At 47.0% G+C, this 12,687-nt stretch carries 13 protein-coding genes and 1 tRNA gene; 6 read left to right on the forward strand and 8 right to left on the reverse strand.

The features are described from left to right. Positions 1-523: 523 nt before the first annotated feature. The 7 genes from M0R33_RS23680 to M0R33_RS23710 form a co-directional block, all read right to left on the reverse strand. The gene (locus tag M0R33_RS23680) at positions 524-1,111 is read right to left on the reverse strand and encodes a Uma2 family endonuclease (RefSeq protein WP_292574427.1); all 588 of its coding nucleotides are present in this window, start codon (positions 1,109-1,111) and stop codon (positions 524-526) included. 95 nt (positions 1,112-1,206) lie between these two features. Continuing rightward, entirely contained in the window at positions 1,207-4,116 is a 2,910-nt protein-coding gene (locus tag M0R33_RS23685; RefSeq protein WP_292574428.1) for a DEAD/DEAH box helicase family protein, read from the reverse strand. After that, positions 4,113-4,670: a class I SAM-dependent methyltransferase gene (locus tag M0R33_RS23690; RefSeq protein ID WP_292574429.1), complete on the reverse strand. Its 558-nt coding sequence runs from the start codon at positions 4,668-4,670 to the stop codon at positions 4,113-4,115. Before M0R33_RS23690 ends, M0R33_RS23685 begins: the two co-directional genes overlap by 4 nt. A gap of 67 nt (positions 4,671-4,737) precedes the next feature. Beyond that, the gene (locus M0R33_RS23695; RefSeq protein ID WP_292574430.1) at positions 4,738-5,214 is read right to left on the reverse strand and encodes a hypothetical protein; all 477 of its coding nucleotides are present in this window, start codon (positions 5,212-5,214) and stop codon (positions 4,738-4,740) included. Continuing rightward, positions 5,211-5,519, reverse strand: coding sequence for a nucleotidyltransferase domain-containing protein (locus tag M0R33_RS23700; RefSeq protein WP_292574431.1), 309 nt, complete (start codon positions 5,517-5,519; stop codon positions 5,211-5,213). The genes M0R33_RS23695 and M0R33_RS23700 overlap by 4 nt, the downstream gene beginning before the upstream one ends. A 13-nt stretch (positions 5,520-5,532) precedes the next feature. Next, positions 5,533-5,778 carry a hypothetical protein gene (locus M0R33_RS23705; RefSeq protein ID WP_292574432.1) on the reverse strand — a complete coding sequence of 82 codons (246 nt, stop codon included), beginning with the start codon at positions 5,776-5,778 and terminating at the stop codon, positions 5,533-5,535. A gap of 273 nt (positions 5,779-6,051) precedes the next feature. Continuing rightward, a tRNA-Thr gene (locus M0R33_RS23710) sits at positions 6,052-6,121 on the reverse strand. Between the two features lie 260 nt (positions 6,122-6,381). Here M0R33_RS23710 and M0R33_RS23715 point away from each other — a divergent pair. The 6 genes from M0R33_RS23715 to M0R33_RS23740 all read left to right on the forward strand — a co-directional run bounded on the left by M0R33_RS23715 (position 6,382) and on the right by M0R33_RS23740 (position 12,408). Continuing rightward, a complete protein-coding gene (locus M0R33_RS23715; protein WP_292574433.1) occupies positions 6,382-7,497 on the forward strand; it encodes a site-specific integrase in 1,116 nt (371 codons plus the stop codon). Beyond that, positions 7,497-8,291, forward strand: coding sequence for a hypothetical protein (locus M0R33_RS23720; protein WP_292574434.1), 795 nt, complete (start codon positions 7,497-7,499; stop codon positions 8,289-8,291). Before M0R33_RS23715 ends, M0R33_RS23720 begins: the two co-directional genes overlap by 1 nt. A gap of 140 nt (positions 8,292-8,431) precedes the next feature. Further along, entirely contained in the window at positions 8,432-8,674 is a 243-nt protein-coding gene (locus tag M0R33_RS23725) for a hypothetical protein (protein ID WP_292574435.1), read from the forward strand. Further along, a complete protein-coding gene (locus M0R33_RS23730) occupies positions 8,674-9,621 on the forward strand; it encodes a toprim domain-containing protein (protein WP_292574436.1) in 948 nt (315 codons plus the stop codon). The genes M0R33_RS23725 and M0R33_RS23730 overlap by 1 nt, the downstream gene beginning before the upstream one ends. Beyond that, positions 9,611-11,608: a cell wall-binding protein gene (locus M0R33_RS23735; RefSeq protein WP_292574437.1), complete on the forward strand. Its 1,998-nt coding sequence runs from the start codon at positions 9,611-9,613 to the stop codon at positions 11,606-11,608. The genes M0R33_RS23730 and M0R33_RS23735 overlap by 11 nt, the downstream gene beginning before the upstream one ends. 419 nt (positions 11,609-12,027) lie before the next feature. Then, positions 12,028-12,408, forward strand: a complete 381-nt coding sequence (locus M0R33_RS23740) for a hypothetical protein (protein WP_292574438.1) — start codon at positions 12,028-12,030, stop codon at positions 12,406-12,408. A gap of 59 nt (positions 12,409-12,467) precedes the next feature. Here the strand turns inward: M0R33_RS23740 and M0R33_RS23745 are convergent. Next, positions 12,468-12,687: hypothetical protein (locus M0R33_RS23745; RefSeq protein ID WP_292574439.1), on the reverse strand; the 220-nt coding region annotated here is incomplete at its 5' end.

Consider the following 12,687-nt stretch of genomic DNA (forward strand, 5'->3'; position numbering starts at 1 on the left):
ATGGTGACGTGCTTAACAAAATGCAGGCGTCTGATTTCGGGTATGACATCCATTTTTATCACTCCAGGTTTCTCCGGCAAAAAGCCGGTCATTGAACTACCTGGGGTGGAAACTTTTCAACGCTCTTCTCCCCAGGACTCTGGAAAGTTTTGCACGCCGTTTTGCATGAACTGAACACCAAGAAAAGCTTAATTTGCCCGAGACTTGGCGCTGCGGTTGATTTCATCGTCGACGATGAAAACATGCGGGAAGTTGCCGATTGGATTGCCGAGAATACGCCTTATGATCGGCTGTACTTTTATGGCGAGAATAGGCACATTCACGTAAGCTACGGTCCTGAACAGAGAAGGAAGTATGTTGATTTAGTAATAATTGAATCGGGGCGACAGGTTCCACGAAAAAGGTAATAAGCCCCGAAGGCATACCCTTTCGCCATACCCTGTCTCGAAGGTCGGGTTAGGTGCAGCCGTGACCCGACAATGTAGGGCTCCGAAGTACCTTTAAGCCAAAAAGATACATATATTCATTGCGACGCTTGATTGCTTAAAAACTCAAGCATCTCTTCATTATGTACCCGAGCATAAATCTCTTCGACCGGCAATGTCAGGTTAATAGATTCAAAAGTAATTTCATCCCCCAAAAAGTAATGACGAGGTAGCCACGACTCATTTCGCCGTATCACTTGAATATCAACATAATCCTGCTCAATTAGTACATATTCTTGCAAGCTAGGTATATTGATATAAGACAGCAGCTTAATAGTTTCATCTGTTTTACGCGTAGCCTTGGACAACACCTCGACAATGATGATGGGCGACTGTACGTAATAAGGCTGGGATTCATCAAAGTGACAATCGACACTGACATCGGGATAAAAAAAGCTTGAGCCTACTTTAACTTTCATGTCTGATCCAAACGGTTCGCATGGCGAGTTCTTTAAATGACTCCTGAACTCGGCATAAATATTTCCCGAAATTCTTTCATGATTTGCGCTGGCACCGGCCATTGCGTAAACACAACCATCAACTAACTCGTGTTTGACATCACTGATTAACTCGCCTTGTAAATAGTCTTCTTCGCTCACCAAATTTGTATTTTTCAGTTTCAACACGGATTGTTACCTCCCCCAACAAAGTCAAATTCTGCCGAAGACATCAATGCGATACCGCGATGAAAAAGGCAAGCATATTGTGAGCAATTAAAGCCCTAGTCATTATTTTCCAAATCATTTAAATCAATGACGCACTTAAATCGCGCAAACGTCCGCATGTCTTCCGTTGCCGACATGGGCTGATAGTCCGGGTTATTCGCGATCAACTCATAATTGCCTGGTCCAGATTTCTTGACGTATCGTAATAAATACTGATCATCCCCCGATGTATCTTGCCTTTCAATTGCGATAATTTGATTGCTGATGCTGCCGGCATGCTCGGGTGTAATCACTTCGAGCAAAAGACAATCCCCATCCTTGATCGGATTTTTGCTGCCGTCCATGGAATTACCGGTCGCGTGGGCAATGAAATGTCGTTCGGCATCCAAATGCCCATAATGTTCCGGTAATTCTACCTTGCGAACACTCTCTTCATCGTGTTGGCTAGCTTTGAAGTGACCACAGGCAATTTTCAAATCCGGAAAGTAAGGAATGCGTTGTTTTCTGGCATTTTCGATACTAATGACATTGGCTTTAGGGGTTGCTTGAATTGGCTCATTTTTCTCCGGCCTTGCTTCGTACTGCATATAGCGATAATCGATCAGTTCACCGACGAATTCCAGAAATATGTCGATTTCGGTTTTCGGAATATTGCCTTGGAAAATTAATAGGTCATTTTCGACTTTGAAGAAAGCTCGACTGGCATCCTTCTTATTACCACCCTTCCAAGCATTGATAGGATTGTCCATCCAGTAACGATGCCATCGCTTTAGATGTTTGTCATCCAGTCGATCGATTGCGCTGAAATGATCCGGTAAATCGGAAAGCAGCGCTCGTCGCCGCTGAATAACGTTAAAACTTGTTATGGCCAATTCGGTGGTATCGACCGCATTTTGAAAACCATCAAGCTCTATTAGCGCTTCCAAAAGTACGACTTTATAGGACTTAATCAGATTCGTGGTTTCGAGTTCTTTGAAGAAGGCTTGAAAGCTTTGCAAACACTGGCTTTGTTCGGGTGATAGGTCTTGCTCGGAATCGACAAAACTCAGCCACTGATCATAGTGTTGACGAATAAATTGGACTTCTCCGCCCGCTTGATAAAACTCCGCTAATGTCGGCCGACGCTCTTTTGCTTCTTTCAGCGAATGATAAAGCTGTTCCTGGGTATCGATGTTTGTGGCAATCAGTTTTGCCAAAAAATCGATGGCCTCAAGGTCGAAGTTAACGAAACAGCCTTGTGGAAGCGGTAGCGTATTGGTTTGGACTTGCCTGATAAATTCGCTGCGCGCCTTTTTTGAAACACCGACGTTGAACAAGGCTTCCGGCTTGCGAAAGAAACTTAGATGATTACCGATAAAATCCAACACCACTAATTTTTCTTTCTGGATATGAGTCCTAAGCCCTCGCCCCAATTGCTGCAGAAAAATGATTTTGGAATCGGTTGGTCTTAACATCAACACCGTATCAATTGCCGGCAAATCCACGCCTTCATTGAACAGATCGACGGAGAAAACGATATCGATTTCAGCCCGTTCCAGTTTTGACAGCGCATCGTTACGTCTTACGGCGGAATCGCTATGTACGGAAACCGCTTGATAACCCTGATTCCGAAAATATTCGGCCATGTAATCGGCGTGTTTTTTGGAAATACAAAACGCCAATGTTCTGACTTGCTTTACTTCTTCCCAGCGTTTTAATGCATGCTTGGCGCGTGCCTTGGTTGCTAATTTGTTCTGTAGTTGTTCGGGATCAAACTTGCCGTTTCGCCAGGGAATGCTTTGGTAATCCACTTCCTGATCGGCAATCCCGTAATAACTGAAAGCAGACAACAAACCAGCATTGATGCCATCAAACATATCGCGGCGATAAACCAGATTATCATCGCACAGTGCCAGAATATCGGCTTGATCGGTGCGTTCCGGAGTGGCGGTCAAACCCAATAAGAAACGCGGACGAAAATGTTTCAGTAACTGCCGATAAGTTGGCGCGGAGGCATGATGAAATTCATCGACGACGATGTAATCGAAATGATCGGCCGTAAATTTATGCAAATGATGCGTTTTACCTAAAGTCTGGATCGAAGCAAACAGCATGTCGGCGTTCAGCTGATTGTCTAGCCCGGTATAGCGCGCCGCATTGTCTTCAGGACGGATACAGACAAAGGTCTGTGCGGCTTGCGCCAAAATTTCTTCCCGATGGGCGACGAACAACACTTTTTCACTGGCTAACTGCAAGCTGTCAAATGCAGCAAGCCAGGTTTTACCCAACCCGGTTGCCATAACCACCAGTCCGCGTTTATAGCCGTCATCACGGGTTTGCCTAAGTGCTTTTAGCGCTTGTTTTTGAATGTCATTGGGTTTGGGCGGGAGTATTACCTCTTCCTGCTCCAAGTCTGGGAAAAGGACAGCCGGTCTGTTTTTAAACTTCTTTTGATAGGCATCTATCCAGTCATGCGATAGCCGTTGGGTATTTCCGTGTAAATAGATACGCTCGAATTTTTGGCAAATTTCATCAAATCTAAGCGGATTTTCTTCCCGCTCGACTCTTAAATTCCATTCCAGGCCATGATTCAGTGCGGAACTCGAGATATTGCTGGAGCCGACATAAGCATGACCACCCAACTTTCCGTGTTCGTCGGAAAATGTGAAGATATAGGCTTTCATGTGAAAGCTTTGTCCATTGTGTGTCTCGAAAACCCGGACATCCGCGCCGGACTCCACCAATAGCAACAAATGGCGTAACGCGACCGGCTCAGTCACGTTTAGATAATCCCCGGTCAAAATGCGCATCTCAACACCCCGTTCCAGTGCATCCGTCAGGACAGGGAAAATTAGTTGCAGTCCACTTTGCCGGATGAAAGATACTGTGATGTCGATTCTTTTGGCGGCATTGATGTCATTGATCAGCTTTGGCCGAAAAGGATCGTCGCCGCCGGTAATCAAATGTTGAAGATTGTTAGCCGTCATTTAATTTGTTTTTTTGCAAAAACATTCAACCAGGTCTGAAAGCCACTTCTTAAAGGTTTTGATTCGGTGAATACTTCTACAACTTCCAAATCTGCATGTTCAGCAATCAGTTGAGTCATATCGGCGTCAGTGTAATCGTTAAAAAAACGTCCCCGTTCATCAACACGCTCGCCTTCTCCATATTTAAACGACATGTAAACGATGCCATTCGGTTTCAACGCCTGAGTGATTTTATGCATGACAGAATCCATTTCCGATTTGGGGCAATGTAACAGGCTGGCGCAGGCCCAGATTCCATCGAATGTTTCTGAATAATCCAGTTCTTGAAACGAACGATTTTCTACCGCTTTGCCGATAAATTCACTGGCGAGTTTTGCTAATGCAGACGAAGCATCGACAGCGGTGACTGAATATCCATGATTGAGAAAAAAACGGCTGTCACGGCCTGAGCCGCATCCTAAATCCAAGATATGGCCGCCTCGCGGAATAAGATTTAAGAAAAAATTGCGGATGGTCGAAACATCCAGATCAACGGTTTCCGCGACATATTGCATGGCTTGCGTATTATAGAAATCCAAAGTTAGATTTTGGCTTATTGCGTCGACCAAAATATAGCCTCCTTCAAAGATCGACAGATTTATTGGTGTATGGCTTAATAAACGCAACCACCCTATTAAGTACATCCAACAGTTGCGTTGCTAATTCGAATGCTTTATTCAAGATTTCCGCTTGTAAATCCGGGTCGTCAGGATAGTCATGCGAAAACGCATTTCTGATTTCCAGCATCAACAGCCAATCATCGGCGGAAGGAATCGCGCCGATTTTTTCCAGGCGGTATAACTTGTCGATAAAGGCATTCAAATCACCGGGTTCTTTAGTTAACTCAAGCGCTGCTGGGAACAGTTTTACGCCCATTAAGTCTTGGAGCTTACCGTAACGTGTGGAAAATTGATCTAGTATGGCGAGTTCAATATCGTTTAATTGGGCTAAAGAGTGCTCTGAAAATGGCAGATGCGGTTGTAACTCTGTCATTGCCCACTGTAGACGGTTGGCGTGACGCTTACAGGCTTTTAGGATTTCACCATTGGCTTCAATCATTCCAGTAGAACCCCAGTTTGTTTGGCAATACGATAAACAGGTAAATCGGTTTGGCTATTGGGTCTATGCAAAACTACATCAATTTTTTGTTCACCGATTTTTTTATGCAGATCACGTAGAAATTGCAATTTGGCAAATACCAAGTCAGCAGCATTATCTATTGATGGCTCTATATATAAATCTATATCGCCCCCTTTAGCTTGATCATTGACTCTTGAACCAAATAACCACACACGCGATTCGGTGCCAAAATATTTTGCAGTGCTTTCGCATATAAGGTGTTTTTGTAGGGTTGTTAAGCGCATAAACTGATCAAATTTATTTAAGCAAACGGGTCGTATGCATATCTTCAAATACGCATTCTTCAGCCAAGATGTAGCCTTGATTAAAATGCTCCAGCAAGCGGCTTTTAAAGCTTTCAAAATCCAGGCCAGCCATATGGGCTGCGCAGGCAAAATTAATTTTTTGGGCATGATAAAGACTGGCCGCCAGAAAGAATTCTGCTACTGAACTACTCAGCAACTGCAAAATGTCATCAAATTCGGGTTGCAGTTGGATGTTCATCACGTCCTATTTTCAATTTTATTTAAAGGTTCAAGCAAAATAGAGTCATGGGGGCGATTGTTCCATACACGTTCGCTATAGTCACCAAAACGGTAAAACACATACTAGAAACGATGGAAAAGTTGGGTAATCGCTATCGAAAAACCGAAAACAATTCTCGATAGTTTCCGAAAGTTCGTTGCATGATTACACGGGAATTACACGCAATCAGTATCGGAACAAATTTAAAGCAGCCCCTTATTCTGGCAAACTATTGAAACTGATAGGTTTAAATGGTGCCGGCAATAGGAATCGAACCTACGACCTTCGCGTTACGAGTGCGGTTTAAATAAAAAGCGTCGGCAATTGTCGGTAAGTATAGGCAAATCAAATCAATAACTTAATAGATTGTTGTTGTCGATGCTTACCGAGAAAAAACGGTGTTTTTTATGGCTGAGTGGATCATTAGTGGATCATTGGAATATAATCAAAGCCCACAAACAAAACGGGCCTGAAGGTGTTACCAGCACCCTCAAGCCCTGACCGATTCACTTAACGAACAGGGTTAAGCAATGGCTGAAAGCATCATATCAAAATGCTGTTTGCTGTCCCATAGGCGGGAACATGGCAAGCATTACTAAACGCACGGGCGACGATGGCGACATTTCATATTTTGTACGGGTAAGGCTCAAGGGCTACCCATTACAAACCGCCACCTTCAAGCGCCTGACCGATGCCAAAAAATGGGCGGCTTCAACTGAAAGCGCGATAAGGGAAGGCCGACACTTCAAAACCAGCGCGGCAAAAAAGCACACTTTCGCGGATGCTGTCGAACGCTACACGCGCGAAATTTTGCCGGCTGAATTTACAGCCACCGAGCAAAGCAACCGGCGGCCTATTCTGGAATGGTGGGCTTCACAGATTGGCCATTGTGTAATGGCTGACTTAACAACCGCCGCTTTTGCCGATTGTCGTAACACCCTGGCAACAACCGGCGGGCGCAAAGGCCGACCGTTAGCGGCTGCCACCATCAAAAAGCATTTTGTGGTTGCCACCGATGTTTTAAAGCGGTGCGTTACTGAGTGGCATTGGTTGGAGCAATCCCCGCTAAAGGATGGCGGCGTTAAATTGCCCGAGTTACCGCGCGGAATCGTTCGCTTTTTGGATGATGACGAACTTAACCGGCTGACAATCGCCTGTAAAGAATCGCCAAACCCTTTGCTTTATCCGGCTTTCGTGCTGTCCATATCAACCGGCATGAGGCAAGGCGAAACCATGAACCTTTATTGGCGGGAACCGGAAACGCCACCGACCGAAACCGCGTGGGGCGTGGTCAATTTGGCGGATGCCTGCATTATCCTACACGAGACCAAAAACGGAGACCGGCGGCGGGTGCCTTTGGCAAGTCAAGCCCTGGCAGAACTGCAAAAACTTGGCAAGGTAAGACGCCTGGATTCGGCGCTAGTCTTTCCAAGCCCCACCCACCCAAACCAACCTATTGAGCTTAAAAAGGCATGGCTTAACGCCTTGAAACGGGCCGAGGTTAATAATTTTCGCTGGCATGATTTAAGGCATTGCACAGCGTCTTATTTGGCAATGGGCGGCGCGTCAATGGTCGAAATCGCGGCGGTATTGGGCCATAAAACCTTGGACATGGTGAAGCGTTACAGCCACCTATCAGACGGCCATATTGCAAACGTGGTTGAGCGGATGAATAGCAAGCTGTTTGGCGGTGTCTGATGGTCATCAAAGTACCGGGCGTGAAAAAATCAACAAGCCAAGAGGGTAAAGGCACGCTACTTACTGAAGCCACCCATTACAGTAAAGCAATCAGGCAAGAACTCGACGAAATAGCAGCAAAACGAGAGTTTTTAATGGAAAACCTCTTTTCGGTTGATTGGCAACGCGCCAACGCAAGGCCGACAGGTACCATTGAAAGCCTTGTTGCTCTATCCGTGGGCTTGGTTCCCGATCTTGCCAACACTGATTTTATTGATGAAGCAAAGCGTTTTTTCTATGCCCGGAATGATTCCGCAAGCATCAGCAAACTAAATACCTTTCTAAGACGGTTGGCCGATGCTAGGGAGAACATCGCGCCACTTGGCGAATTGCACCCCATTGAAGGCAAAGAAACACGCTTTAAAAAATCTGATTTTCTGGTGCTTGCTGGCCGGTTAGGTTGGGAATTGCCGGAAGAATTTAAGCGGCTTGATGCCGCGCATGAAGTAAACAATTCAGACCACAAAGCAAAAACAACACGGAAAACCAACGGCAAAGGCACTAAAAAAAATCAATTGCGTATTTTGATTTGGCGGGTGTACCTGGCTCTCAAATCCCTGAATGACAAGACAATAGCGCAAGATGTTTGGAATGAAATACGTTATCGCCATTCTGAACACGATTTAGATAATATCATTCAAGAGGTAACAGCGGATGTTATTGAATGGCGCTCTTGCTATGGAAACGAGCCAAGTTTAAGCCGAGGATCGTTTGATAAAACGCTTTCAAACTTAAAGAAAAAGCCACCTTTTTAAAAAACATTTACCATTAAATTTACCGCTAACTGATTTTCTTACCGGGTAAATTTAACGGTAAATAGCTGTCGCAATAATCCACCCCAAGCCGGGGAAACAATCCCCGGCGATTCTCGAAAATCCTAGAATCAGGGGAAACCATGAACCAACAAACCGAACAAAGCCAGCCTGCCGCACCAGTTGCGCCGCAATATTTCACCGTTCAGCAATTCACCAGCAAACACCCGGCTTTTCCGCTTGGCACTCTGCGCCACCAAATTTTTCACGAAGCAACCAACGGCCTGAAAAAATCCGGGGCTATTGTTCGCAATGGCCGCCGGGTTTTGATACGGGAAGATAAATATTTTGCTTGGCTTGAGGCACAAAACCAAGGTGGTAAGTAATGGCGTTTTTGCATATCGAGGACGCTGCACGGGCGGCGCTGGTCGAGCTGGGCCTTTGTTGCCCTAAATCGTTTGAGCCGGATAGATTCCATGTGGTGGATGCTGAGGACGGTAAGCGCGGTAACGGCGCGGGCCGTATCAAGGTTTTTGCTGATGGTAAAGGCGGCTATTGTCAGAACTGGAAAACCGGCGAACGCCGGTCTTTCTTCCTGGACAATGACAGCAAACCTAAACCGCTGACAAAGCGAGAACGCGCCCGGATAGAACGCGAACGGCGCAAACGTCAAGCCGAAGCCGCCGCCAAACAGGATCAGGCCGCCAAACGTGCGCTATCCATCTGGCAAGACGCCAAGCCAGCGCCGGAAGATCACCCTTACCTATCCCGTAAACAAATCAAGCCACACGGCGCACGGCTGGGGCGTTGGCGGCGGGTGATACAAGACAAGGGTGGCAACCGCGCCACGCTGACCATTGAAAATGCTTTGTTGCTGCCGCTGTTCGATCCATCTGGAACCATCCGCAGTTTACAGGCCATTTTCCCCGCAAAGCATCCGATACTTGAACGCGATAAGGATTTTTTACCGGCTGGCGGTTTGGCTGGGCTATTTTGGTGGGTAGGTCAACGTAGTAACCAACCGGGTGAAACGGTATTGATTGCAGAGGGATTCGCCACGGCGGCCACCTTGCATGAACAAACCGGCCACCGGGTGTACATGGCCTTTACGGCGGGTAATCTGCTGGCGGTTGGGCGGGTCGTGCGGGAGCGTTTGCCGAGTGCCAATATTGTTTTTGCCGCCGACAATGACACGAAAACCGCCGGGAATCCGGGCCTAACCAAAGCCACCGAAGCCGCCGCCGCTGTGGGTGGTAGTGTGGCGGTGCCGCCTATTCATGGGGATTTTAACGACTATCAGTTATTTTTGAACGGTGGCGGCCATGACGAATGAGAGTAAAAAGCCGCCGGTTCTGGAAGTTGTCAAGGGGGCCAAAAGCCCCAAGAAGGCCACCCAAACCAAGCCAACCGGGAGCGGTGGCGGTGGTGCGGGTAGCGGCTCAAAAAAGGCGCTTAGGTTTGGTGAATACGGCATTGAAAACGGCGCTTTTGTGCAATTCAAAATGATGCGGATTGAGGGATCAAGCGACCGCGCCGAAAACTCATTCCCGCTTTGTGACTTTACTTGTCGCGTGGTTGAGGAAGTCATAGCCGATGACGGTTTGACCGATACCAGTTTTTTAAGGCTTGAAGGCCGCCGGGCTGATGGTGTGGCGCTGCCACTGGTGGATATACCGGCTAAGTCGTTCTATGCCACACAAGGCAACTGGGCCAATGAATATTGGGGAACGCTCCCCTTTATTTATCCAGGAGCGGCCAAAAAAGATAATCTGCGGGCCTGCATTCAACTGTATTCAAGGCTTGATGGCGATATACCCCGCCGCACCATCTACCGCTTTACCGGCTGGAAAAAAATTAACGATGAATGGCATTACCTAACGGGATCGGGGGCGATTACCGCCGCCGGTTTGGTTGATGGCGTGCAGGTTGATCTAGGCCCCGGCAATATGAGCCGCTACAGCCTGCCCGCGCCACTGTCCGACGATGCGCTTAAACAAGCCGCAATTGATGCGCTGCTTTTGCTGGAGGTTTGCCCGCATAGGTTACATGTCGGCGCGGTTTTATTGGCGGCGGCTGTCCGTGCGCCTTTGGGTGAGGCGCATTGCAACGACTTTATTATTTGGTTGCATGGTTTAACTGGTTCTCGTAAGTCTGCTATTGCCGCGATTGCACAAGCCTTTTTCGGTAACTTTACCGCCCGCAGTTTTCCCGCCAACTGGACAGACAGCGCCAACGATGCGGAAGCCAAAAGCCACCAGGCCAAAGATTCAATTTATGTCATTGACGATTTCAAACCTTCGGTCAATCGAAACGAAGCCGAAAAACAGCATAGCATGGCAGAAAGGTTAATCAGGAACACCGGCAACCAAGCAGGCCGGGGCCGCAGATCGGCCAACATGCAAGCGCAAGCCGTGCCGTTTAATCGTTCAATGATGATAGTAACTGCCGAAGATTTACCGCGCGGCCAATCGTTATTGGGTCGAATGCTGGTGCAGGAAGTAAGTCGGGATGATGTAAATAACGTGACACTTTCAAAGCTACAGCATTCGGCGAATTCAGGCGCGTTGTCCGGTCTTATGTCGGCCTATCTGCAATGGTTAGCGCCGCGCATGGATCAACACAAAAAGGATTTACCCACCATTATTGAGCAGCTTAGAAACGGTGCTGTTCGGGATGGGATAGCCTCATCTCATCCCCGCGCCCCGGAAATTTTCGCCAATTTGGTAGCCGGGCTTGAGCCGTTTTTAATGTTTTTGGAAGAAATCGGCGCTATCGATGGCGAAAAATCGAACAGCCTATTGATTGAAGCTGAGCGCAATTTGCAGCAAGCCTTCAGCGAACAGGCCGCGTATCAATCCGAACAGGACGAAGTTGAACGATTTTTACAATTGCTGCGGGCTTGTTTCAGCTCTGGTAACGCGCACATTGCCAGCCGAATAGACCAGGGGCCGCCACAATCCCGGCCTTTTTCTTGGGGATGGCGTGAAGCGGGCGCTGATTTGGTGGGCGATAAGCAATACAAGCTGATGGGCGATTGTATTGGCTGGTATTCACCGCCGACCGATGGCGCACCGCCTCAAGTTTGGTTGGAGCCGAACAGCGCCTTTAAAACCGTCAATGAATTTGCCAAGCGTCAAGGGGATCCGTTTTTAATGTCGCCGGGTACGTTATGGCGACGAATGATAGAGCGCGGCTTATTGCTGAAACTTGAACACGATGCTGCACGCGGAAAGCCACGGCCAGCCGTTAAGCATTCGGTGGCTGGGCGTTCGGTTCGGGTGTTGGTGTTTGATGCTGAGTTAATTGAATCGGGCGGTTGATCGTGGATAAATTCGCCGCAAAACATCAAGCGCACCGCCAAACCGAAAAAAATATAGGGCCTCTATGTAATATTTTTGGGGGAATTGGGGGAAGTCAGTCTATAAGCCTTATCAACTCTGGGTTTGAGGTTCCCCCAACTCATAAAAAATTGGGGGAAGTTCCCCCAAAATTTGGGGGAACAGTAAACAGCTTGATTTTAAAAACGCCAATGACTCACAAGGCAAAATTTGACCTAAAAAAGGCCGCTTCCCCCAATTTTGGCGAATATTTTGGGGGAACTCCCCCAGTTTTTTGGAATTTGGGGGAAGCCTCTAGGCTAAGCGCGGCGCGGCTTTTCGGGCCACTTCCCCCAATTCCCCCAATATTTTGCACCCTAGAGAGATAGGAAATATTTTGTAACCAATATTGAGTAAAAAAGATGAAACCAGAAAACCAGCAAAAAAAACATGACGCCGAAGCCAAACGGGACGCAAAAACCGCCGCAATCAAGCGGCGTATTAATCAAGAATGGGCAGCCTTGAATAAGTTTTATGCCGATGAAATGCGGAGTTTGCCACCCAACACGCCTACGCTAAACAAATTAAGGGACTTAGCCATAATCGACTTTTATAGCAGGCATGAACACGACAAAACCCGGCTCAAAGTCGTATGGAAAATTCATGGCGGCCATAAAATCACTATTCCTTACTTAAAAACCACGCTCGATAGATTCTTACTGATCCCGCCTGCCCGTTATAAACATGTAAGGCGGGCGCGTTCATTGCCAAGATTTAAAATTAGCCTTGTTAAGTTTTGTTAAGTTTTGTTAAGTCTTTCTGTTAAGGTTTTTAAAAAATTTTCCGTCATGTGTCCAAATGTTTACCTTTTACATGTCTTTTTCCGAAAAATGTAAACTTTTGGTAAACAAAATTTGTTGATCTTGTGTTTTTGATTTGCGAAGGGGCCGACTATGGCGTAAGCAACTGGGGCGCGGGGTTGGGTTATAAAAAACTCAATCCAGCCCACTCGAACAAGCAAAGCCTCAAACGCATGACACATAATTGATTGACAGACAGCGGCCACACGCTGAAAATCAGAA

Origin of the sequence: Methylomonas sp., assembly GCF_023228165.1 — a bacterium.
In the GTDB taxonomy this organism is placed as follows: domain Bacteria; phylum Pseudomonadota; class Gammaproteobacteria; order Methylococcales; family Methylomonadaceae; genus Methylomonas.